The organism is Carboxydocella thermautotrophica, assembly GCA_003054495.1.
In the GTDB taxonomy this organism is placed as follows: Bacteria; Bacillota.
Genome location: CP028514.1, coordinates 2,381,702 through 2,404,882 on the forward strand (window position 1 = coordinate 2,381,702; position 23,181 = coordinate 2,404,882).

The window sequence follows — 23,181 nt, forward strand, 5'->3', positions numbered from 1 at the left end:
AAGTTTATACTGGCGGCACCATTACTTTCAGCCTTTTCCCCGATTTAGCCATTAACCTGGAGGAATTATTCGATGAATAGCTCTGAACTGTTTCTAACCTCCTTCCTGATCGGCTTTTCCGGAGCGATTATGCCCGGTCCCCTCTTGACCATGGTAATCAAAGAAAGCCTGAGCCGGGGCTGGCGTACCGCCCTGGCCCTGCCGGTCAGCCATGCTTTACTGGAGCTGGCCCTGTTAATAGGGTTATTGCTGGGGGTAGGCCAGCTGCTGGAACAAACACTGGTCAAAGGCATAATCGCCGTTATCGGCGGCCTGGTGCTGGCCTGGATGGGCTATGATATGCTGAAAAGCCAGCTTAATCCAGAACTGGCCGCCACGGTGGAAAGCAGCGCCCGAGTCAGACTCAGTCCCTGGCTGGCCGGCTCCTTAACTTCCGCCAGCAGCCCTTATTTCTGGCTCTGGTGGGCCACCATCGGCATGAGCTATATAGCCCTCAGCCGGCCTCTAGGCCCCTGGGGGATAGGCGCTTTTTATACCGGCCATATTGCTGCCGACCTGGTCTGGTATGGTGGGGTAATTCTGGCTCTCACCCATGGCCGGCGTTTACTGAGCCCGCGGCTTTATACCTGGATTATCCGCATCTGCGGTCTTTTCCTGATTTATATCAGCCTGACCTTTATCTATCAGGGCTGGGGCTGGTTACGCTAATTACTTTAAGCCGGCAAAATTGTTTTGCCGCAAAGCTTCATAAACTACTACCGCCACCGCATTGGAAAGATTGAGACTGCGGGCATCTTCCCGCATGGGCAGGCGAATGCGGTGATGGGGACGGGCTGCCAGCAATTCTGCCGGCAGCCCTTTGGTTTCCTTGCCAAAGAGGAGAAAATCCCCCGGCCGATAGCTGACTTCCGTATGCCAGACACTGCCCTTGGTGGTAGCCAGCCAGAGGGTTTTACCCCCGTGCACAGCCAGGAAATGCTCCAGGTTATCATAATGATGAACATCCAGCAGGTGCCAGTAATCCAGGCCCGCCCTTTTCAAGGAACGGTCATCCACGGAAAACCCCAGGGGATGAACCAGGTGCAGGCTAGCGCCGGTAGCAGCACAGGTACGGGCAATATTGCCGGTATTCTGGGGTATTTCCGGCTCGACCAGAACGATATTAAACATCCTTTTCCTCTCCTTGCATCTCCTTGAGCAAAGTCGGTTTGCGCAAATCAGCACAACCACACTCTCTGGCGGCAGGGGCTGCCGCCAGAGCTTCCAGTAATATGGCGCCTATACGCTGACTCTGGCCGTAGAACAGCTCCTTTAGCTCTTCATGCTCCCAATCCTTGATAATTCCTTCCGCATAATTGACCACCAGATCCACCCGGGCATAACAGGCGCCAATCTCCCGGGCCAGATACACCTCCGGACAGATGCTCTGTCCAATCACATCAGCCCCGGCCAGCTTTAAGAGCTGCACTTCCGCCGGGCTTTCAAAATGACGGCCATCAGTACAGGCATAGATAGAGCGATCAAACACCCGTCCGGCTGCGTATTTTTCCGCCGCCTGAACCAGTAGTCGACGCAATTCCGGACAGAGGGCCTGCCGCATTACCAGCAAATAACGGCCATCCAGTTCCACATCCTTGCGCATGGACTGGTCGATATAATCATTGGGTATTACTACATCCGCTGGCCGCAAGAGGTGATTGACTGACCCCACCCCTCCTTCGGCCAGCACTGTATGTACTCCAGCCTCCCGCAAGACCCAGAACACCTGGCGCGAAGCATCAGCCCGGCTCACTCCCCGCCGCCAGCCATGCATACGGCAGGTCAGCACTTTTTTCTCCCCCAGCTGGAAATAGGTAAAAGGCGGTGAACTGCCCCAGGGGGTAGCAAAAACCAGGTCTTCCGCAATAATCTCCAGGCCCGGCCAGGGCAAGTCCCGGGGAAAGGAGATGGAATTGGTACTGGAACCGCCAATTATAGCCCATTGTGCTACAGGTATATTAGCCAATCTGATTGCCTCCTTTGCTGGTAATTACCACTCAACTTATTATTTTAACCGTTCACCCCCAAAAAACAACCGTTTACCCCAAATTTTTTTCCGTTTACCCCCTTGTCAAACGTCGGTGAATGGTAGTAAAATAAAGGTGAACGGTAGATATTCCACCTTGAATGGTTGGGATAGATAGTGAGACCTACGCAGGGAGGGGTCGACATGGTTCAACAAACTGCCGCTGTGAAAAATCCTACCGGCTTGCACGCGCGGCCAGCCGCATTACTGATCCAGGCTGCCAGCCGTTTTAAAGCCGATATCCGACTGGCCAAAGGCGAAAAAGAGGTAGATGCCCGCAGCCTGATGGGCATCCTTACTTTAACCGCCCGGCCCGGTGATATTCTTACAGTGAAAGCTAGTGGTGAAGACGCAGCACAGGCCGTAGCAACCATCACAACTCTGGTCCAGTCTCCTTTAGATGAAATGTAAGCAGCAACAACCCAGCATTTATTTAACCAGACACCATTTACCCTAGCTTAAGGAGGCCTTGTCAAAAGACAAGGCCTCCTTTATTTCTAATCTCAAACCTCGAACTTCGTACCTCTATTTCCGCACCCACCAGTCCAGTCCCCGGTAGGGCTTTTGCACTTCCTTTAGCTGAACCCGGTTTTGCAGGAACTTCTGTTTCATTTCCACCAGCCAGTGATTGAAATGTTCCTTCAGCCCCTCAGGACTAAAACGGCTCTGCTGGCGGGACTCTCCCAGCTCCAGCCCTGCCTGACCTACAGTGCCGGTGCTCCCGCACAGCGGGCAAAGAAAAGCATCTGCCTGCTGCAGGCGAACATAGCCACTGCCGCAATCAGGACAGGCAAAAGGCGCCCGGGTAACTTCTCCTCCTGTTTGCAAAGCCCGGGCCAGCCGGTCCAGTTCCGCTACTACCTGCGGATTGGCCAATCCTTCTCCCGGCAAAGCGGCATGGACCAGCAAGCTTCCTACATGCTGGAAACGGAAAAGTTTGGGCAACATATCCACCACTTCCTGGGCATAGCCCATCCAGCCGGGAGCGCCATAGGTAGTAATAGTGACACAAGCCTTACCTGCATATTGTTCACTGTTGGCCCCCACTCCCAGCAAGCGGTCAGCAAATACCTTCAAGGAAGCATGGGGACCGAGGAAATAGACCGGAACTGCCAGCACGATGGCATCAGCCTGGCGGATTTCCTCCAGCACGAAATTAAGGTCATCAGGTAAGGGGCAGCTCTGCCCCGGTTCCAGGCATTTGTAACAGGCCCGGCAATATTCCAGTTTCAGCTCAGCCAGATTCAGCATCCGCTTTTCCACCTGAACCGGCAAACGGGATAAAATGTGTTTAACCATCAGTTCACTGTTGCCAAATCGCCGGGCAGTAGCTATAATTCCCAGCACTCTTTTCATGTTATTTCCCCCTTCTTCCCCTCTACCCAAACCGATGAATCTATCTCTCATTTTACTTCCGCTCCCGCTTGACCAGGTCGCATTCAACCATACCCTGGATACATTCATCACAGATGAATTCGCCGCATTCCTGACAGAGGCGAATATCCTCCGGATGCAAATCCAGACAGTCATAGCAGTAAGAGGTATCACAGTGTCGGCACAACAGGCCTTCTACCCCCTCCCGCTGACAGCGGTCACATACCGCAATCTTCATGTTTTCCCCCCTTAAACCTTCAGGCTGGTTACATTGCTATTATAGCACAGAACATGGTAAACTGGAAAGCGGAGGTGAAAAACCATGGCAACCCAACCGCGTATTCTTCTCTGTTCAGTTTCTATCGGCGCCGGCCATGACCTGGCCGCTCTGGCCATGGAGCAGGCTCTGGCCGAGCGCTTCCCCGGAGCAGTTTTTAAAACCATTGACACCTTCCGTTACATAAATCCTTTCTTGAATCAGGTAGTAAAAGGCAGCTATCTGGAAACCATCAAATTCACCCCTAAAGTCTGGGGCTATCTCTACCGTCAGGCTGAGGAAGGGGACAACTTCATCGACTTCAATTATATTTTGAATAAGCTTTTATCCCCCAAGCTGGCTAAGCTGGTGGAAGATTTTCGTCCTGACCTTATCATCGCTACCCATGCCTTCCCCTGTGGCATATTTTCGGTTTTAAAAGAAGAAGAAAAACTGGATATCCCTCTGATCGGGATTATTACCGATTATACTATCCACCCTTTCTGGCTCCACCCCCGGGTGGATCATTATGTCATCCCTAGCCCCCAACTGCTCAAGGTCATGCAAAAAAACGGCTTTACCGGCGAGCGGGTCTGGCCGCTGGGCATTCCGTTACGGCAGCAGTTTGCCCGACAGCGGAACAAACTCCAGCTGCGTCAACAACTGGGTCTTAGTCCTGACTTGCCTCTTATGCTTCTGTCCGGGGGCGGTTTTGGTCTGGGCGCACTGGAAGAAATTGCACAGATACTGCTGGCTTCAGGTTTGCAGGTGCAGATTGTTGCTATTACAGGCAAAAACGAAAAATTACGACGGAAACTGGAAGCCATGACTCCCGCCAGTATCCCTCTGCATGTTTATGGCTATGTGGAAAATATGCCCGATTTTCTGCAGGCTGCTGACCTGCTCATCTCCAAACCCGGTGGTTTGACTACAGCAGAGGCCCTGGCCTGCCGCCTGCCCCTGCTTATTGTCAATCCCATCCCTGGCCAGGAAGAACGCAATACCGTCTTTCTCCTCAATCACGGTGTAGCGCTGCTGGCTGCTGAAACCGAAGAAATTCCGGTGGTATTGGAACAATTCCTGGCCAATCCCCTGCGCCAGCGGCATATGGTGGAAATGGCCACCTACCTGGGTCGCCCCCGTGCAGCTGAGGAAATTGTGGAAAAGATCATCGCAAAAGGCTTTGTGAAAAAATAATCGCTTTTTTGTCTTGACTTGTCTGAAAATAAGATATTATACTAGAAGACAGAGTTTGTATCAAAAAAACAACATAAAATACATTGCACCGCCTGGCTGTTCCCACAGACGGTCGGTGCTTTCTCTTTTTTTAAACTTTAATTGGAAAGGAGTGTAAATTGTGTCAAGTGACTGGCTAGTTTCCATTTTTTTCTTTGCAATTGGGCTCTGGTTGGCTGGTGGCCTACTATCTTTAATCACTCAGCGCAAACCAACCCTCTCCCACAGACTGGGTGCCATTTCGGCTTTGCTGTCTTCTTCAACTTTACTGGTGCTGGCACTTATCACCATCAGTTCTGGTCTGGAAGTACAGCTTAGTCGAGCCGGTTTGTTTCTCCTGGCTTCTTTCAGCTGGTACCTGGATCCTGTGGGAGGCTTTTTTCTGCTACTCATCGGCCTGGGTGGTACCCTGGCTTCCTGGTATGGCCTGGGCTACTGCCAGGAATACCTGGAACATAAACCCATTGGTACCCTCTGGTTCTGTTTTAATCTTTTCCTGGCCAGCCTGGCTTTAGTAGTTACCGCCGGCAATGGTCTACTCTTCCTGTTAAGCTGGGAATTGATGTCCCTTTTCTCCTATTTTCTGGTGGTGTTTGAATATGACCGCCAGAATGTGCGGAAAGCCGGTTTTGTCTACCTGGTTATGACTCATATTGGCACAGCCTTTATTACCGCTGCCTTTTTGCTTTTCTATAAAACCAGCGACAGCTGGGAATTTGCCCACTGGTCACAAGCACAGCTCAGTCCCAGTCTTATGACTCTGGTTTTCCTCTTTGGCTTAGTTGGCTTTGGGACTAAAGCCGGTCTAGTCCCCCTGCACATCTGGTTACCCCGGGCCCATCCGGTAGCCCCCAGCCATATGTCGGCCCTGATGTCAGGGGTGATGGTCAAACTGGCTGTTTATGGGTTTTACCGCCTGGCCTGGGAATGGCTGCCCGCCCAGCCTCCCCTTTTCCTGAGCCTGCTGGTACTGAGTCTCGGGGCTGTCTCAGCCCTGCTGGCTATGCTCTTCGCTCTGGGCTGCCGGGATCTCAAACAGTTACTGGCCTTTTCCACTATTGAAAATGTCGGTATCATTTTCCTGGCGCTGGGCACAGCCTTAACTGCCCGCAGTTCAGGTCAGACCCAGCTGGCTGAGCTGGCCTTAGGAGCGGCCTTATTGCATGCCCTTAACCATGCTGTAATGAAGTCCCTGGCCTTTTTCGGAGCTGGTGCCGTGCTTTATCGTACCCATACCAAAAATCTCGATGAACTGGGGGGGCTGGCCAAACTGATGCCCTGGACCGGAGTTACCTTTTTCCTGGCCGTTGCGGCATTAAGCGCTCTGCCCCCTCTCAACGGTTTTTATGGTGAATGGCAAATTTATCGGGCCTTGTTGCAGCTGAACTCTACCCTGCAGCCACAAGGAGCGATTGCCGTCTTCGCTACCCTGGCAGCAGTGGCCCTGGCCTTTACCGGTGCTCTAGCTCTGGCTGCCCTGAGCAAAGCCTATGCCGGTGCTTTTCTAGCCACTCCCCGCAGTGAAAAAGCGGCCCATGCCAGCGAAGTCCCGGCCGCCATGCGCTTGCCTATGGCTCTGGCTGCCCTGCTCTTGCTGGTCCTGGGCCTGAGCGGGCCGCAGGTCTACCACTGGTTACTGGGACAGGTACTGGCAGTCAACAGCCCCGTTCCTGCTGGCAGTTTGCTGCTGGTAAGCGGACAGTTACTCCTGCTGGGCCTCTTGTTGTTCCTGGGCCTTAGGGCCCTCAACAATTTGCCGGTGCGGCAGGCTCCTACCTGGGGCTGTGGTATCGAGCTAACCCCGCGCATGGAATATAGCGCCAGTGGCATCACCATGCCTTTGGCCTTCCTCTTCCGCCGCTGGACTTTCGCGGCCCGGGTGGAAGACCATCTCTATCGCCCCCTCTGGGATAAGGTGATGGTGGTAGTCGATCAACTGCGCAGCGTACAAACCGGTCGATTGCAGACTTATCTGGCCTATATGCTGATTACTCTGGTCATTCTCTTGATCTGGGTAAATTAGGGAGGAGAGAAAGTTGTTCCAAGCATTGCAAGGTATATGCCAATCTCTGGCCCTGTTCTTTCTGGCTCCCCTCTTACTGGGCAGTATCAAAAAGCAAAAAGCCTTCTGGCAAAACCGCCAGGGCCCTGGTTTACTACAGCCCTACCGGGATTTTCACAAGTTCTTGCGCAAAGAACCAGTGGTTGCACAACCAACTTCCTGGATTTCCCGGATTGCACCTTATGGGGTTTTATTGCTCACCATCGCCGCTTTCTGGTTTATTCCCCTGGGCAAATGGCCGGCAGCAACTGCCGGCTGGGCTGACTGGCTGGTATTACTCTATCTTCTGGCCGCATTGCGGTTATTGCTGGTACTGGCCGGGCTGGATAGTGCCAGCGCCTTTGGGGGTGAAGGTTCCAGCCGGGAGCTGTTTATTTCCACTCTGGTGGAACCGGCCCTCTTTCTGATCCTGCTCACCGTCAGTCTCTCTGCCGGCAGCCAGGATCTGGGGCAAATCAGCAATTTCATGCGTCAGCAAGGGCTGGCCGCTTTCAGCCCCGCCTATTTCCTGGGCTTACTCAGCCTGTTAATCGTTACCATTGCCGAAACCGGACGAATCCCGGTGGACAACCCTGATACCCACCTGGAGCTAACCATGGTCCATGAAGGTATGCTGCTGGAATTTGGCGGTAAATATCTGGGCATGCTGCACTGGGCCGCAGCAGCCAAGGAAGTTTTGATCCTCTCCCTGGTGATCGCCCTCTATCTCCCCTGGACCCCTGCCTGGGCGGGACCAGCCGGCTGGCTAGCCGACCTGTTTTTCTTTTTATTAAAATTGTTCGCCCTGAGCTCCTTGCTGGCTGTCATCGAAACTGCCCTGGCCAAGTTACGCATCTTCCGGGTCCCCGATTTGCTGGGTGCTGCCTTTCTGCTGGCACTGCTGGCCAATCTCAGCCATTATGTGATAGGGGGTTAAGGTAATGGATTTTTCCCAGAGTTTAACCATGTTATTGCTAACCGCCTCCTTGCTGTTGATTATTACCCGTCATTTGGCCCGGGCAGTACATCTCTTGACTCTGCAATCCCTGGCCTTAGCTGCCCTGGCCGCCTTCTGGGGTTACAGTTTTGCCAACCACGAACTCTACTGGGCTGCTGTGCTAACGTTAGTGGTCAAGGGGCTCGTTACCCCCTGGGTATTATTGCGGTTATTAAAAGCGATCAAAGTGAAAAAGGAAATGGAAATGACCCTGCCCATGCGGTTAAATCTCATTCTGGCCCTGCTTTTAATCCTGGTTGCTTACCGGGTGGCGATACCGCTTAAAGCCCTTGCCACCTTACCTGTACCTCATAGTTTGCCTGTAGCTATTGCCATGATTATGTTAGGGTTGTTGCTGATGATCACCCGCAAAAAAGCTTTAACCCAGATTATCGGGTTGATTACTATGGAAAATGGTCTATATCTTTCGGCCATTACCGCCACCGGTGGCATGCCCCTGGTAGTGGAGCTGGGGATTTTCTTTGACCTGCTGGTCGGTGTAATCCTGCTGGGCATCTTTGCCTACCGAATTAATCAGACTTTTGATACCCTCAATACCGATACACTACAAAGCTTGAAGGGATGATTCGGCATGCTCCCACTCGGACTGATCCTCATACCTCTCTTAAGCGGACTGATTTCCTGGCTTCTGCCCCAGCCCCGCTGGAGTGCCTGGGCTAATGTGGCCGGAGCTACCCTGACTCTGGGCTGGGGCTGGTATCTGGCCTTACCGCTGTTTTTGTCCGGACAAACCTATACCGGTGCTAAAGACTTCTTCTACCTGGATAGCCTCAGCGCCCTCCTGCTGTTACTGGTGGTGACTATCGGTTTTGTAACCGCTCTCTATTCAGTTGGCTATTTACAGGCCGATCTGACCCATAAGCAAATTAACCAGCAGCAGTATCGCCGTTATTTTCTCTGGTTTCATTTATTTATCATGACCATGAACCTGACGCTGATAGTTAATAACCTGGGCATTATGTGGGTGGCAATTGAGGCCACTACCCTGGCCTCAGCAGTACTGGTAGGTCTGTATAACCAGAAAACCAGCCTGGAAGCAGCCTGGAAGTATCTTATCCTCTGCACAGTCGGTATAACCTTTGCTCTTTTCGGTTTAATTCTGGTCTTTTATGCCGCCGGGCATACCGCAGGCAATGAACAATCAGCTCTCAACTATACCGTTTTGCTTCAGGTAGTAAAAGAGTTTGATCCGCAATTACTCAAACTGGCCTTTATCTTTATTCTGGTCGGCTATGGTACCAAAATGGGGCTAGCCCCCATGCACAACTGGCTCCCTGATGCCCACAGCCAGGCTCCTTCCCCGGTCAGTGCCGTGCTGTCAGGGGTACTGCTCAACTGTGCTTTCTATGGGATTTTGCGCTTCTTTATCCTGGTCAACACCAGGGTAGATGGTCAATTCGCCCCCGGTTTACTGGTAATCTTCGGGCTGATCAGTCTGGGAATTTCCGTTCCCTTTATTTTGATGCAATATGACTTAAAACGCCTGTTAGCCTATTCCAGTGTAGAACATATGGGAATAATCACTCTCGCCGTAGGTCTGGGCGGCAAATGGGGACTGTTAGGCGGACTCTTGCATCTCATCAATCATTCATTTACTAAATCTTTCCTGTTTATGTTGAGTGGCAATGTGGTGCATAAATACCATACCAGGACCCTGGCCCGCATCAAAGGACTATTGCAAACCATGCCAGTCAGTGGCCCCTTGCTGGTTATCGGCCTCTTTGCCATCGCAGGAGCGCCTCCTTTCAGTATTTTTATCAGTGAACTGACCATCCTGACCGAAGCCTTCCAGCAAGGTCGCTGGTGGGTAGCCGGGTTACTCTTTTTCTTCCTGGCCCTGGTCTTTGCCGGTATGCTCTACCATGGCGGCAAAATGCTGCTTAGCAATAAAAGCAGCCGCCAGCGCCAGGGTGAAGGCAGCCACTGGCAGCTCTGGCCCCTCTTGCTGCCTTTGACTGCCATCCTGGTTCTGGGCATCTATCAACCTCCCCGGTTAGTGCATGCTCTGCAACAAGTGGCGGCAATTATCAGTCCCGGAGGTGCATATTAATGGTGGAATACCAGGAAGTCAGTTTAGAGAATTTGCGCTCGGAAGCACACCGATTATATCGCCAGCAGGGTGGGCGCCTGGTTACCATGATCGGGACCGATGAGCGGGAAAAGGATGGTTATTTTCGCCTCTATTATGTTTTCTCCCTGCCGGCCGAGCAGCGCCATCTGGCTCTGGTAGCCAGGGCCAACCCTGAACAACCCGAGTTCCCGGCCTTAACCCCTGTCCTGCCAGCAGCCCACTGGTATGAGCGGGAAGTCCAGGACCTGCTGGGTCTTACCCCACTGGAACATCCTGATCCGCGGCCCCTGGTTCTGCATGAGATGTGGCCGGAAGGGGTTTACCCCCTGCGTAAGGACTATAATGGCTGGCGTCCCTCCCATCACCATCCCGGCCGCCAGCACCCATTCCCCCGGATTGATGAGCCCGGGGTATTTGAAGTCCCGGTTGGGCCAATTCATGCCGGGATTATTGAACCTGGTCATTTCCGCTTCAGTGTGAATGGCGAATATATCCACCATCTGGAACCGCGCCTGTTCTATACTCATCGCGGTCTGGAGAAGCTGGCAGAAGGGAAAACTGTAGAATGGGGTCTGGCCTTAGCTGAAAGGATCTGTGCCGTTTGTGCATTCAGCCATTCGGTAGCTTACAGCCAGGCTGTTGAAAAGATGAGCGGAACCGACGTGCCCCTGCGGGCTCAGTTTATCCGTACCATTCTGGTGGAGCTGGAGCGGTTGTATAACCATATCGGTGACCTGAGTAACCTTTGCGCCGGTACCGGCCTGGCCTTTGGTGTCAGCCAGCTGGCCCGTCTGAAAGAGCGCCTGCTGCAATTGAATGAAGCCCTGACCGGCAACCGCTATTTACGGGATTTTAATGCTCTCGGTGGAGTTAAACAGGACTGGGATCAAGCTACCATTAACCTGATCGCCCAAACAGTTACTGAGGTTTTTGAAGAATACGAAAAAATAATCGCCATCATCGATAACCATGATTTCCACCTGGAACGACTGGCTAATACCGGTATTTTATCCACTGTTGTTGCCCAGAATCTGGGGGCAGTAGGGGTAGCTGCCCGGGCCGCCGGTGTAGACCGGGATGTACGCCGGGACCATCCCCATCTTGCTTATAGCTCCCTGCCCCTGGAGGTTCCGGTACTGAGTAAAGGGGATGTGGAAGCCCGTTACCGTATCCGCCAGGCGGAAATTGAGGTATCAGTCTCCCTGATTCAATCTGCCCTGGACCAGTTACCTGCCGGGCCTGTTCGCACCGCCCTGGCTCCCCTGCCTGCCTGGGGCCAGGGGCTGGGTTATGCCGAAAGCGCCCGCGGCGATGACTATCACTGGCTGATGCTGGACGACAGGGGCCTGATCTATCGTTACCGCATCCGCAGTGCCAGTTACTGTAACTGGCCGGCAGTGGCCCAGGCGGTCCCCGGCAACATGATTCCCGATTTTCCCCTGATCAATAAAAGCTTTGAACTCTGTTACTCCTGTTGTGACCGTTAGGAGGGTAGGAGCATGTTCAATATCTTTCGCAAAAGCCTGGCTACCGGCCGGGTCACAACCCCTTATCCCGCTCAACCAGACACTCCGGCAGCCGCCTTTCGCGGTGCGCCTCAGCTGGCACCTGAATTCTGTCAGCAATGCGGTGCTTGCATCCGGGCCTGCCCTAGTGGGGCGCTGACCACAGAATACCTGGACCTGGGCCTCTGTCATTTTTGCGGTCGCTGTGCCGAAGCCTGCCCCCACGGGGCAATAACCATGAGCAAGGACTTTGAGCTGGCAGTACGGCAACGTTCTCTGCTCCTGCGCCAGATACCGGCTACTGTCAGTGTGGAGGAAATAGGGGCAGAGCTGCAGCGAACCATCAACCGTCTTTTTGGTCATTCTATGCATATCCGCCATGTGGACAGCGGTTCCTGCAATGGCTGTGACTGGGAAATGGTGGCCCTGACCGGTCCGGTCTATGACCTGCAGCGCTTTGGCCTGGATTTTGTCGCCTCCCCCCGCCATGCTGATTGCCTGATGGTCACCGGCTGCCCTTCTCTCCATCTGGTCCAGGCCCTGGAAAAAACCTATGAGGCCGCACCCAATCCCAGGCTGGTGGTAGCTGTTGGCACCTGTGCTATCTCTGGCGGCATGTTTGCTGACAGCTATGCTGTGCTGGGTGGAGCCGATAAAGTGGTCCCGGTGGATTTATATATCCCCGGCTGTCCCCCCCGGCCCCAGGCCTTGCTCTATGGTTTGTTGAAGCTTTTGAACCGACTTGGATAGGAACAAATTCGCCCTTCGGGTGACTTAAAAGAGTAAGCCGCAAAGCTTACTCTTTTTCCCCTTTATAAACCATGCCTCCAGGACAATAAGGACATTCCAAAATTGGCATTCCTGGTGAGCCCAGGTTATCCAATTTGTCCATAGCTTTCATCTCGTCTACGATAAATGCTGGCACTTCCTCTTTATACCCACATTTCTGACAATGATAATTGTAATAGGTTTCCTTCTTCTGTCCTTCGAAGGGAAACTCCCAGTCCAGCAGTAGATCTTCTATCTCGGCCATTTCGTTTTTTCTTTTCTTTTTCTTCAATGTAAATCACCCCATCCTTCTCAAATGACCATATGGTTCCATATTTGTAATGCCATATCCTCCATAACTCCATCTCCTGCCCACAACATGGACATTTTAATGGATTTTTCGGTTTACCCAGTTCCACAATCCAATGATTTTCGGTTACCAGAACATGAACATGCGGATTAAATTTCAAGTCCCTTCCAAAGGTATGTATTACTGCTATTGCCCCGACTTCGTACCCTCTTTTCCTGCCTTTCTCCCGCTACCAATACTGAATTACTTCTGCTGCTTTATCACTCAGGTCTTTTAGCCAATCTCGGTTACGGTAAAACATCACCCTTAATTCTTCTGGAACGGTAAATACCATATGTCTGTGCCCTATTTCTAATATCCGTTCTGTTTGTTTTTCTACCCACTTTTCTATATAAACTTTTCCACATCGATTACAAAATCTACTCTTACATGTAAATGCTACTTTCTTTTTCTTGCTCCCGGTACAATTAGTACATATGTATTCTGCATAACCGTACTTTATTTTCTTTCTCATGCGCTCTCATATTTCTACCTTAACACCCTAAGTTATCCACATCAAGCCTTAAAGCATAATTTCCTAAACATTCAAAAAGCCATTGACGCAAGTCAATGGCTTTTTTGGTAGCGTTCCCTGGCCAGCAATGCTGCTCCTAATGCTCCAATCAAGTGCGGTTCCAGCGGCACATCAACCGGTTTACCCAGGAATTCCGCCAGCATTTTCTGCATACCTCTCAGTCTGGCAACTCCGCCAGTAAAAGTAACTCTGTTAAAAGGCTCCATTGCTGCAACCAGACCGGTTATCCTGCTGGTTATGGCTCGAAATACTCCCCAAATAATCCTCTCTCTGGCAATGCCTGCTGTCATCAGGCCGATAATCTCTGATTCGGCAAAAACAGCACACATACTATTAATTGCCACTGGCTCCACCGTTTTTATGTCATGAATTTGTTCTATTTCCATTCCCAAATTAGCAACAATCATTTGCAAAAAGCGACCCGTCCCGGCAGCACATTTATCATTCATAACAAAGTTCAAAACTTTGCCATGGGGGTTAATTTTAATTGCCTTACTATCCTGACCACCAATATCTATCACCAGGTCATTCTGAGGATATAAAAAACTGGCACCTTTCCCATGACAGGTAATTTCAGTTATTGCTTCATGGATAAACGGGAGCACAGTACGACCATATCCTGTGCCAATAATATATTTCAGGTCATTTCTGTCAATTCTGGCTTGTTCAACTGCTTTTTCCAATACTGTTTCACCAAAAACCTGTGGTTGCCAGCTAGTTGGAAGCATTGCCCGGGCTAAAATTTCCCCTGTCTGGTTTATATTTATAGCCTTTACCATAGTTGAGCCGACATCTACACCAGCAAAATACATTTATTGCCCCACCATTTCCAAAAATGCCTGAATACGGTTTTGCAGAATTGGTAAATCTTCTTCACTATAATCGCTCTCAATTTTGAGTACCGGTATTTCCGCTGCCTGTAAGGCCCGTTCAATTTTATAATATTCAATACTATAAGGATGACAGAATTGCAGGTTATAATAAATCACACCATCAATTTTATACTCCTCAACCAAACGCAAAATATCATTTATCCTTTCATTATTGGGCGTAAAGCAGGCACAATTTATTTTCATTGCTCGCATTGCAATCTGTTTTAATTGTTCAGATATAGTTTGCCCTTCCTCAGTCAGTTGTTCAAAATACCTGGTACCAGTGCAGGTTTCCTCACATACCACTACTCCACCACAGCTTTCTATAATATCATGTATTTTCCAGTTAGGAATCGGCATCGGACTCCCGGTAATCAATATCCTCGGAGTGCCTTGAGGCACTACTCCCATTCCTTCTTTTACTCTTTCTTCCAGTTCATCACATAACTCCGATACTTTAGCACTAAAACGCTCCGGATCATCAAAGAAAGCGAGCTGGGTAATCAATAAGGCATCTTTACCGGAGATCGGTACAGGGTCAGCTTTGCGCAAATCGTATAGCCGTCGTAATACTTTTCTTCTATTATTAACTTTAGCAACTGCCTGACTTAAACTTTCAAAATCTACCGCTTTTCCGGTTTCAGTCTCCAACTTTTGCATCAATCGGTTTACTTCGGCCTCCCAAAGATCGTAATCCTCTTTTTCTTTTCGTTGGGGCAATTCCATAACATAAGTAGGTATAAAGTCGTTTAAGATTTCCCACGCTTTTTTCTTACCATCACAAGTAGTTTCCCCGATGACAAAATCAGCTACCTGAAAATAGGGGCATATACTGTCCAGTTTGAAACCGATGCTGGCTTTAATCAATGGGCATATGCTTCTCGGTAATACTTTTTCACCAGTAGCTACCGGAAACTGTGCTCCTGCACATAAACCTATGCTGACAGCATCAACAGCTAAAATCAATTCTTCAGGTACAAATACACAAAATGAGGCTACTACTTTTCCACCTTTTAGTTTATGATCCACCAATTCTTTTACCCTCAAACCATGTACTTCACTGATAACAAAATCAAAATATTGCATGGCTTGCGGCCTATTGAACTGATTAATAAAAGTCTTTTCATAAAGTTCCGGCAAAGCTGCCAGAAATTGATCATGTTTCTCCAAATCAATCCCCAGTTCAGCCCACATTGCGCGCCAGTCATTACTCATATAATCCTCTCCTTTGTATTTTTTTCCTTTATCCTTTTCTCGTTTATATATATAACTTCCTGTTTTGATAAGTATAAAATTTTTTTATGATGAATGACCGATGATAAAAAAATAAAATAAGACCACTGATGGCATCTCAGTGATCTTTCTTCTTATCTATATATAAACTGCCCCTGGAATCAATTCCGGCATACAAAACTTCCCGGAGATCAAAAATGCCCCGTTTACCCAGTTCGTCCCGCAGCCATTGTTCAGTCAAATTAATTTTTTGCAAGTTTTCCTTTAAAATTTCGCCATCACTGATTAAGTCCCAGCTCATCCCCTCATACTGAGTGGGTAGCCCCAGGTCTTCCGGTGTAACCGGCCGCTTTTGCGATTTTAGCAAAACACTGAGCTGACCGTTGGGTTCTAAGACAGCAAACTCCACATCATGCAGGTTAAAGGCATTTTTATTGCGCAATTGCATCAGAAGATCATCTACATTGTAACGGAGTTTGGCCATGTTTTCTTCCAGAATCTTACCATTATGTACAACGATAGTCGGTTGTCCTTCCAGCAGTTTACGAGCTGGCCGGCTGACCAGGGACAGGTAACCCATCATGTAGGTAAGAAAACACCATAGAACCAAACCCAGCAGGTCGGGCAGAAATTTGACTTCCGTATCAATGGCTATCGTCCCGGCCATACTGCCGATGGTAATCCCGGTAACATATTCGTAAAAAGTCAGCTGTCCCACCTGTTCCTTATTGAGCAAGCGCGTTAAAATCAGAATAGCTAAAAAGGATCCCAATGTCCGCAATAACACCTCGGCTATTTCTGCCATTTTACCACCTCCAGTTTTCATACATTCCTAGTTTGAAAAAGGGCAGGCCAAAATATACGCCAAAGCAAAAAGGACCCCGGCCTAAATCCGGAGTCCTCTTTGTAGCTATACCCCCTGGCTACTGGTATTGGTTGTGTTGTTAGTATTATTGGAATTGTTACCTGTACCAGGGTTGACACCATTCCAGCCCCCACCTGGTCCAAAACCGGGTCCAAAACCACCTCTGCCAAAGCCGCCCCGTTTACAAGGGCCGCCGCCAAAACCGCCGGCCCCTGGCAAAATCCCGTTCTCTTCTCTAAATTTCTGCATCTGGTCCATCCGGTCCTTAATCAGTTTGCCCTGATCTTCTGTCAATTGACCCGCTTCCACATACTTGTCGACAATCTTTTTACGCAGCTCAATTATTTGTTTTTCAAGACTCAGGATTTCCTTCTTCTGGGCATCGGTCAATGTCTTCTGGGCCGTAGTGGTCAAGGCCGCAAAAGCGGGGACAGCCATTGCCAGCATCAGGACCACAGCCAGTCCGATGAAAATTTTGCGTTTCATCCTCCATTCACCTCCTTGTCCTTGATTTCAAGTTTAGTATAACCGTTCAAGATGGCAGAATTAGGGCAAGTGTGTGACATTTTTGTGAAAACTAGCTGACCATTTTTGTGGCTGCTAGCGGTACACGCCGGAACAACACGGTCAAAGTCTGCCCCCGGCAAATTACCGCAACCCTGCTAAAACCGGCTGGGATGACCCTTGCCTCTATTTCTTCCTCAGTCAAAGTATTACGCCCTGACCCGGGTCTCCTGTAAGCTACATCCAGCAAAAACAGTCCTCCAGGCCGCAGATTGCGCCAGACATTAGAAAGCAGCCGCTGTTTTTCCCTTTCATCCTCAATGATATTGAAGACAAAATTGCACGTCACCAGATCCAGACATAGAGATGTGTCTTTCAGCTCATCTACTGCCAGTATTCCTTTCACCCCACTGGTACGAGCCTGCCCTGCCACTTTCTCCAGCTGTGCAGGCAAATCGGTAATGTAGACAGTATAGCCCCGGTTCAACAGATACCTGGTATTGCGCAGGGTGCCTGCGCCATAATCCAGCACCCTTCTTACTTTTTCCCGTTGAAAAAGGGGTTCCAGCAATAACAAACTTTTTACAGCAGCCATATCCATCACTCCATAATTTGATATTGATTTTCATTTTCATTTTAGTAAGACCCTTTGTTTTTGTCAATAAAAAAAACGAGGGGTCTCCCCCTCATTTTTCCCATTACTCTTCCCGGTATTCATCCAGATTATCCAGAAAAGAGTTGAGTGCACCATCATTTTTGAATTCCAGCACTCGCCGTAAATCCTCTTTTTCAGCCTCAGTTAATTGCTGCCATTGTTTGACTTTATACAAGCGGCTGCGCAATTCTGCGGGCAATTGCTCCACAGGAATGGCTTCCCGCTGCAGCAAAAGACCCCCTCCACCCAGGGGCCCATGGTAGATAGCCAGAAAACCCTGCTCGACACCCAGATGGCGGTATTCCCGGTGGACGGGACAAAAATCATCCACCCTTTTGCGCAAGATCAGCAGGGTACTGGCCGGGAATTCTACCTCCCAGCCTTCCTGGGCGGAAAACTGTTTTTTTATCCTGTCCTCAGTCAAGCCTTTGATGGCCGGCCAGGGCCCCGTCACCGTTTGTTCCTTCTCCCCGCATAAGAAGATTTTCTCCTGGCGGATCTGGGTCTGGTCTGTCACCTTTTTAGGTTCAAGAATAGGCGCCGGTGTGGGCTTGGTAGCCGGCACCAGGGCCCGATAGCCATAATACAGGACAGCTCCTGTACCCAGTCCCAGAGAGAGCATCCCCACCAGCCAGAGAGTCACTACATATTTACGCATAAAAATACCTCCTTTGGGTACGATTATTCCCCAAAGGAGGCAGCTTTAAACCAGTTCAGGCCATTTCTGCCAGATCGATATCAAAGTTGGCGTAAACATCCTGCACATCATCATGATCTTCCAGGGCTTCCATTAGCTTGAGCATTTTCGCCGCTTCATCACCGGTCAGGGCCACGGTAGTCTTGGGCAGCATGGTGACCTGAGCCATAGCAATAGGATAGCCGGCTGCTTCCAGTGCCTCTTTCACCTGGTCAAAATCATCGGGCTGAGTGATAATTTCCATGCTTTCCTCATCACTTTTTACATCCTCTGCCCCGGCTTCAATAGCGGTCAACATGACCTCATCCTCATCAGCCTTTAATTCTGCTTTGTCGATAACGATCAGACCCCTGGGGTCAAAGAGCCAGGCCACACAGCCTGTTTCCCCCAGACTGCCGCCATTGCGGGAAAAGATATGTCTGATTTCAGAAGCAGTCCGGTTACGATTATCGGTCATGATATTCATCAGCACAGCTACTCCGCCTGGACCATAGCCTTCATAGACCAGTTCCTCGTAGTTGGTATTGTTACCCGCCCCGGAAGCCCTTTCAATCACCCGCTGGATATTGTCATTGGGAATATTATTTTCACGGGCTTTCTGGATGACGGCTTTCAGCCTGGGATTGGCTTCCGGATCCGGTCCCCCGGCCTTGACCGCTACCATGATTTCCCGGGAAATTTTGGTGAAAATCTTGGCCCGTACGGCATCCTGCTTGGCCTTACGGTGTTTGATATTGGCCCATTTACTGTGACCTGCCATCAGATACCTCTCCTTTATGTCTTTTATCCTGTCTTATTTTAGCATAAGCCCCTTGTTATTGAAAAGGAGAAAGTACAGGAAAAAATCACAGTACAAGCAGGATTTTGCTGAAAATTATGGAATTTAGAAAGAAAGGGTCAGATTCGAGGCAAAAGCCCGGGAGGGAAAAAAAGTGAAACAAATCATCGAAACCATTGGTTCTGACTATCCCATGGGAGTGTTACAGGGCAGGATGGCCAAACAGCAAATTGCGGAAATGTGGCAAAAAGTCCAGGATTCCACCCTCCTGGCCCACAACCGGCCACCTTTAATGCCCAAACCCCTGCACCTTTTGCATTGTCAGAAAAAAGCCGATACTTTTTTGAAAAACTACCTGCAAAGAGCATTGCCGGAGGAATGTGAACGAATTCACGGCCTCGCCCAGGGAGCTGCTCTTCCCGAGGAAGCCCTTTTATTTATGCAAGTGCTGGAAATGGAACTGGTACCAAAAGCCGACACCTATACCCTCACGGCCGGTTTGGGCTTTGTAGCCGGTCCCCAGGCTACTATTCAGGAAGAAGTACTTATTTGCTCAATCTGGGACTTCGCCCTGCCTGTCGAAGACCAGTTGCTGGTGCGTAAAAGCTGGCCCCGTCAGGGTAACAGTTCCCTGGATGTAACCCTGGCCCACCTGGCCGGTTGCCTGGGAGGGGTAAATCAGCACGGCCTGGCTGTAGCCCTCTTCCCGGCTTATGCCGCTGACAGCCTTTCCTTGAAGGCTGTTCCCCTTAACCTGCTGGTCCAAAAAGTACTGGCCAGCACCGCTACTGCCGAGGAAGGGGCTGCTTTGCTGGAAAAATACCATCGTGACATTGGAGCCACCGTATGTCTGGCCGACAGCTCTGGCAAAATAATATTATTGGAGTTGAGCCGAACTGACCAGGCCCGGCGTCAGGCCGAAACGGGGATGAACTGGATTACTACCCGGTTTACTTCCCAGTTGCCCCAGGTTACAGAAGAATACTTCAGCAAAAAAGCTCATCCTTCCTTCCAGGGTCTGCCTATTCATCAACCTGCTCAGGAGCGGGCACGGCAGTTACAGGAAAAAATCCAGCAGGTTGGCTTGCTGGAGCCGGAAAATATCTTGCCTTTACTCAGAGATCATGGTCAGGGTCAGGGCGAAAACAGCCTTTGTCGCCACGGTAAAATGCTTACCACCCAGCTGGCTTTTATCCTGCAACCACGCCTCAAACGCCTCTGGGTCTACCTGGGTTCACCCTGTCTCAATCAATGGCAAAAATGGGGGCTGTAATCAGTGCAAACCGGAATCTGGCTTTATCGTCTCTATGATGTAGCAGAAGAAATCGATCTGAACCGGGTGGAACAGCTGCTATCTGTCACCTTACCTACCGTGCGGCTGCGGCTGGCCAAAATCCGGGCCAAATCCATGCAACTGGCCAACCCGCCGGTAGCGGTGGAATTACTGGAGGAAAGCCTTTATCTGGGCCCCTGGCAGGTAAATGTCCAGTGGTCAGCTAAAATTTTCGATCTGGGAGTAGTTTCTCTGGTTATGCGGATCCTGATGCCAGGGGAAGTGGACCTCTCCCTCTGGACGGAAATGGCCAACTTCCTGTATAACAGCGAAGAAGTGGAAATGCATTTTGAACGGCAGCTGGCCACTGTGATACACTCCCTGGCTCCGGCTTTGCATAAACCCGCTGCCAGCCACAATATGATGGAGGATTTTACCGTCTACTACTTTCGGCGCTGGAATCGGGACTGGGACCCCGTTCCCTTGCTGCTGGCCGAAACAGAGAAGGTCAGCAATCAGGTGCGCCGGGATACCATGCAGCATAGTTTCAGTTACGGCCCGGATGATCTGACCATCATCACCTGGGACTCCGCCCTGGTTTATGATGCCGGTGGCAGTACAGATATTCCCGATCTACTGGAACTTGGTCTGGCGCAGCTGCTGGAATTACGCTACTATGACGATCTCTTGAGCCGGGAGCTGGCTCAGGCCTATCAGGACATCGAATGGGCTGAACGCCGGCTGGGCCGGCTCAGCCAGTACCGGCGGATAATGAAACGTTTAATGGAACTGGTCGTGGATATCACGGAAATCATTGACCGTATCCAGAATTCCTTGAAGGTAACAGAAGACATTTTTTATGCTCGCGTCTATAGTGCCGCCCTCAGCATTTTTCGCACCAGGGTCTGGGTGGAAAGTATCGAACGGAAAACCAATTTGTTGCGCGAAACCTATTCCATGCTCAGTGAAGAAATTGTTACCCGCCGTTCCATGACCCTGGAGGTAGCGATTGTCTTGTTGTTTATCCTGGAAATTATCATGGGCCTGTTCGGTCATTTCTAGAACTAAAATCCCCATAAAATTGCGGTACAGGACCCACCACCATCAGATTGGTCAGCAGCACCTCAGTGTGTACAGGTACAGTCCGATCTGTAAAGGGCGGCACCACGATTTGCAGCTGGGTCTCCACCATCAAGCTGATTACGTGCCGGGTCTGGTTGATCCCGGCTGTTTTTACTTCATTTTTTATCTCCGTTTTAACTGCACCTGTGGGCCAAACTTCCACTTTAATCCCTGGCCCCCAGGCCGCCAGCCAGGTGATACGGGTAATCGTCCCCAGCGGAACGGTTACCTTTTTTATTTTCAATTCCTCCAGGCGTCGGTTTACTGTTAATGCTACCCGGCTCTGCAGCTTGTCGAGAGCTACCACATCCGGTTCCATCAGCACTGGCCGCCCTTCCCCATCTTTATATACCTTAACCAGGTTGCCCTGGCCGAAACGTTCCATCTCTTCCAGAACAGAGCGATGCACAATTTCCGTGGCCAGGCGCTTGACCTGGGCCTCTGCTTCAGCCCGCAAGGGAGCAGCAATGAGGAGATCCAGCAGATAAAAGCCGCTAATGAGGATTGCGACCAGGAATAGAACCAGCGCCAGCCACGGTCTCCGCCGGCGTGGGCCAAAACCCTGCAGTGATGGACGGCGTCCCATAAAAAAATTCACCTCCACCCTAATCTATGTGGAGGTGAACCAGTAGGTGAAAGCCCTAGGCTAAAATCACTCTGGCGAATTTCCTTTTGCCTACCTGCAAAATCAGGCCATCCTGAACGTTAATGCGCATAAGGGGATCAGTTACTTTTTCTTCATTGACCTTGACTCCCCCCTGGGCAATCAACCGGCGGGCTTCACTGTTGGACGCAGCCAGGCCACTCAGTTGTAACAGTTTGGAAAGACCAATGGTGCCACCTTCCAGCTCATTGGCCGGCAGCTGATAGACGGGAATTTCCTCCGGCAAGTGGCGCTGCTGGAATACCCGGACAAAGTGTTCTTCCGCCTGCCTGGCTGCCTCCGGCCCATGGTACATGCTGACAATTTCCCGGGCCAGCCGCATTTTCACGTCCCGTGGATGCAATTTTCCCTCTGCCAGGCCTGCTTTGATTTGAGCCAGCTCCTCCAGGGATACCCGGGTTACCAGCTCAAAATAACGCAGCATCAATTCATCGGGAATAGACATGGTTTTGCCGTACATTTCCTCAGGGGCCTCATTGATACCGATATAGTTGCCCAGGGATTTGCTCATCTTGTTGACGCCATCCAAACCTTCCAGAATCGGCATCATAAGAGCGATTTGCGGCTCCTGGCCAAATTCTTTCTGTAAATGGCGGCCCATCAGAAGGTTAAACTTCTGGTCAGTACCCCCTAATTCCACATCCGCTTCTAACGCCACAGAATCATAACCCTGCATGAGAGGATAGAAAAACTCATGGATGCTGATAGGTGCCCCTTCTTTGAAGCGCTTGCTGAAATCTTCCCGCTCCAGCATGCGGGCCACAGTATATTTGGCCGCTAATTGAATAACATCTGTAAAGGTAAGGGGAGCCAGCCACTGGCTGTTAAATACAACCCTGGTCCTGGCCCGGTCCAGGATTTTAAAAATCTGCTCTTGATAGGTACGGGCATTGGCCTGCACCTCTTCTTCAGTCAGCTGTTTCCTGGTTTCCGATTTGCCAGTAGGGTCACCAATGCGGCCGGTAAAGTCCCCGATAATTATAATCACTTCATGCCCCAGGTCCTGAAAGGTTCGGAGCTTATTGAGCACTACCGTATGTCCCAGATGGATATCCGGTGCCGTGGGATCCAGGCCCAGTTTTACCCGCAGGGGTTTACCGGTAGCAATAGCTTTTTTTAACTTCTCTACCAGTTCGTTTTCCGGTACAATTTCCGCTACGCCACGGCGGATTTCCGCCAGCTGGCGTTCTAAATCTGCCAACACTTCCCTCACCATCCCGCAAGCATTTATATTTATGTATTATAACAAAGGAAATCCTGGTTGGCAAATACCATACCCATGACGGAACGGATATGGTAT

Annotated in this window: 26 protein-coding genes and 1 pseudogene; 11 read left to right on the forward strand and 16 right to left on the reverse strand. The window is 50.4% G+C overall.

The window, feature by feature from the left end:
- Positions 1-72: 72 nt before the first annotated feature.
- Positions 73-708: a LysE family transporter gene (locus CTH_RS12090; RefSeq protein ID WP_078666581.1), complete on the forward strand. Its 636-nt coding sequence runs from the start codon at positions 73-75 to the stop codon at positions 706-708.
- Here the strand turns inward: CTH_RS12090 and trmL are convergent, their stop codons facing one another.
- Both trmL and CTH_RS12100 read right to left on the reverse strand, forming a co-directional pair.
- A complete protein-coding gene (trmL, locus tag CTH_RS12095) occupies positions 709-1,170 on the reverse strand; it encodes a tRNA (uridine(34)/cytosine(34)/5-carboxymethylaminomethyluridine(34)-2'-O)-methyltransferase TrmL (protein ID WP_078666580.1) in 462 nt (153 codons plus the stop codon). It lies immediately after the preceding gene.
- Positions 1,163-2,011: an MTAP family purine nucleoside phosphorylase gene (locus CTH_RS12100; RefSeq protein WP_107754078.1), complete on the reverse strand. Its 849-nt coding sequence runs from the start codon at positions 2,009-2,011 to the stop codon at positions 1,163-1,165. Before CTH_RS12100 ends, trmL begins: the two co-directional genes overlap by 8 nt.
- A 198-nt stretch (positions 2,012-2,209) precedes the next feature.
- Between CTH_RS12100 and CTH_RS12105 the strand changes: the two genes are divergently transcribed.
- A complete protein-coding gene (locus CTH_RS12105) occupies positions 2,210-2,476 on the forward strand; it encodes an HPr family phosphocarrier protein (protein ID WP_078666578.1) in 267 nt (88 codons plus the stop codon).
- A 114-nt stretch (positions 2,477-2,590) separates the two neighbouring features.
- Here CTH_RS12105 and CTH_RS12110 read toward each other — a convergent pair whose 3' ends face one another.
- Entirely contained in the window at positions 2,591-3,421 is an 831-nt protein-coding gene (locus CTH_RS12110) for a flavodoxin family protein (protein WP_159071951.1), read from the reverse strand.
- 52 nt (positions 3,422-3,473) lie between these two features.
- Positions 3,474-3,677 carry a hypothetical protein gene (locus tag CTH_RS14210; RefSeq protein ID WP_159071952.1) on the reverse strand — a complete coding sequence of 68 codons (204 nt, stop codon included), beginning with the start codon at positions 3,675-3,677 and terminating at the stop codon, positions 3,474-3,476.
- Between the two features lie 84 nt (positions 3,678-3,761).
- On the opposite strand from CTH_RS14210, the gene CTH_RS12115 reads away from it, so the two are divergent.
- From CTH_RS12115 to CTH_RS12145, 7 genes are all read left to right on the forward strand, one after another.
- Complete coding sequence (locus CTH_RS12115) at positions 3,762-4,892, forward strand: MGDG synthase family glycosyltransferase (protein WP_078666576.1); 1,131 nt, start codon at positions 3,762-3,764, stop codon at positions 4,890-4,892.
- Between the two features lie 160 nt (positions 4,893-5,052).
- On the forward strand, positions 5,053-6,954 hold the full coding sequence (locus CTH_RS12120) for a proton-conducting transporter transmembrane domain-containing protein (RefSeq protein ID WP_107754079.1): 1,902 nt from the start codon (positions 5,053-5,055) through the stop codon (positions 6,952-6,954).
- 13 nt (positions 6,955-6,967) lie between these two features.
- A complete protein-coding gene (locus tag CTH_RS12125; RefSeq protein WP_107754081.1) occupies positions 6,968-7,909 on the forward strand; it encodes a respiratory chain complex I subunit 1 family protein in 942 nt (313 codons plus the stop codon).
- A gap of 4 nt (positions 7,910-7,913) precedes the next feature.
- On the forward strand, positions 7,914-8,555 hold the full coding sequence (locus tag CTH_RS12130) for an NADH-quinone oxidoreductase subunit K (RefSeq protein ID WP_078666573.1): 642 nt from the start codon (positions 7,914-7,916) through the stop codon (positions 8,553-8,555).
- Positions 8,556-8,561: 6 nt separating this feature from the next.
- Positions 8,562-10,040 (forward strand): hydrogenase 4 subunit F, encoded by a 1,479-nt coding sequence (locus CTH_RS12135; RefSeq protein WP_078666572.1) that lies wholly within the window; start codon positions 8,562-8,564, stop codon positions 10,038-10,040.
- Entirely contained in the window at positions 10,040-11,548 is a 1,509-nt protein-coding gene (locus CTH_RS12140) for a hydrogenase large subunit (RefSeq protein WP_079907031.1), read from the forward strand. The genes CTH_RS12135 and CTH_RS12140 overlap by 1 nt, the downstream gene beginning before the upstream one ends.
- A 12-nt stretch (positions 11,549-11,560) precedes the next feature.
- A complete protein-coding gene (locus CTH_RS12145; RefSeq protein WP_078666570.1) occupies positions 11,561-12,316 on the forward strand; it encodes an NADH-quinone oxidoreductase subunit B family protein in 756 nt (251 codons plus the stop codon).
- Positions 12,317-12,362: 46 nt separating this feature from the next.
- On the opposite strand, the gene CTH_RS14410 is transcribed toward CTH_RS12145, so the two are convergent.
- From CTH_RS14410 to CTH_RS12190, 10 genes and pseudogenes are all read right to left on the reverse strand, one after another.
- On the reverse strand, positions 12,363-12,626 hold the full coding sequence (locus CTH_RS14410) for a hypothetical protein (protein WP_242947895.1): 264 nt from the start codon (positions 12,624-12,626) through the stop codon (positions 12,363-12,365).
- Positions 12,627-12,765: 139 nt separating this feature from the next.
- A pseudogene (locus CTH_RS14565) lies at positions 12,766-12,840 on the reverse strand (transposase); the annotation flags it as partial.
- 33 nt (positions 12,841-12,873) lie between these two features.
- The gene (locus CTH_RS14570; RefSeq protein ID WP_078666699.1) at positions 12,874-13,158 is read right to left on the reverse strand and encodes a transposase zinc-binding domain-containing protein; all 285 of its coding nucleotides are present in this window, start codon (positions 13,156-13,158) and stop codon (positions 12,874-12,876) included.
- A 92-nt stretch (positions 13,159-13,250) separates the two neighbouring features.
- Entirely contained in the window at positions 13,251-14,030 is a 780-nt protein-coding gene (locus CTH_RS12160) for an acyl-CoA dehydratase activase (protein WP_107754083.1), read from the reverse strand.
- Positions 14,031-15,305, reverse strand: a complete 1,275-nt coding sequence (locus CTH_RS12165) for a double-cubane-cluster-containing anaerobic reductase (RefSeq protein ID WP_078666434.1) — start codon at positions 15,303-15,305, stop codon at positions 14,031-14,033. It abuts the gene before it with no gap.
- Between the two features lie 136 nt (positions 15,306-15,441).
- Complete coding sequence (locus CTH_RS12170) at positions 15,442-16,128, reverse strand: DUF421 domain-containing protein (RefSeq protein ID WP_078666433.1); 687 nt, start codon at positions 16,126-16,128, stop codon at positions 15,442-15,444.
- 105 nt (positions 16,129-16,233) lie between these two features.
- The gene (locus CTH_RS12175; protein WP_107754085.1) at positions 16,234-16,674 is read right to left on the reverse strand and encodes a YckD family protein; all 441 of its coding nucleotides are present in this window, start codon (positions 16,672-16,674) and stop codon (positions 16,234-16,236) included.
- Between the two features lie 91 nt (positions 16,675-16,765).
- Positions 16,766-17,287, reverse strand: coding sequence for a methyltransferase domain-containing protein (locus CTH_RS12180; RefSeq protein ID WP_159073890.1), 522 nt, complete (start codon positions 17,285-17,287; stop codon positions 16,766-16,768).
- Between the two features lie 103 nt (positions 17,288-17,390).
- Positions 17,391-18,005 carry a BofC C-terminal domain-containing protein gene (locus CTH_RS12185; protein ID WP_079907022.1) on the reverse strand — a complete coding sequence of 205 codons (615 nt, stop codon included), beginning with the start codon at positions 18,003-18,005 and terminating at the stop codon, positions 17,391-17,393.
- 55 nt (positions 18,006-18,060) lie between these two features.
- The gene (locus CTH_RS12190; RefSeq protein WP_078666429.1) at positions 18,061-18,804 is read right to left on the reverse strand and encodes a YebC/PmpR family DNA-binding transcriptional regulator; all 744 of its coding nucleotides are present in this window, start codon (positions 18,802-18,804) and stop codon (positions 18,061-18,063) included.
- Positions 18,805-18,976: 172 nt separating this feature from the next.
- On the opposite strand from CTH_RS12190, the gene CTH_RS12195 reads away from it, so the two are divergent.
- Together CTH_RS12195 and CTH_RS12200 are read left to right on the forward strand one after the other, a co-directional pair.
- A complete protein-coding gene (locus tag CTH_RS12195) occupies positions 18,977-20,095 on the forward strand; it encodes a carcinine hydrolase/isopenicillin-N N-acyltransferase family protein (RefSeq protein ID WP_079932860.1) in 1,119 nt (372 codons plus the stop codon).
- Positions 20,096-20,098: 3 nt separating this feature from the next.
- A complete protein-coding gene (locus CTH_RS12200) occupies positions 20,099-21,157 on the forward strand; it encodes a hypothetical protein (protein ID WP_079907019.1) in 1,059 nt (352 codons plus the stop codon).
- On the opposite strand, the gene yunB is transcribed toward CTH_RS12200, so the two are convergent.
- Together yunB and tyrS are read right to left on the reverse strand one after the other, a co-directional pair.
- Positions 21,132-21,803 (reverse strand): sporulation protein YunB, encoded by a 672-nt coding sequence (gene yunB, locus CTH_RS12205; RefSeq protein WP_079907017.1) that lies wholly within the window; start codon positions 21,801-21,803, stop codon positions 21,132-21,134. The two genes, CTH_RS12200 and yunB, sit on opposite strands and share 26 nt — an antisense overlap.
- Positions 21,804-21,858: 55 nt before the next feature.
- The gene (tyrS, locus tag CTH_RS12210) at positions 21,859-23,097 is read right to left on the reverse strand and encodes a tyrosine--tRNA ligase (RefSeq protein ID WP_375804196.1); all 1,239 of its coding nucleotides are present in this window, start codon (positions 23,095-23,097) and stop codon (positions 21,859-21,861) included.
- Positions 23,098-23,181 lie beyond the last annotated feature (84 nt).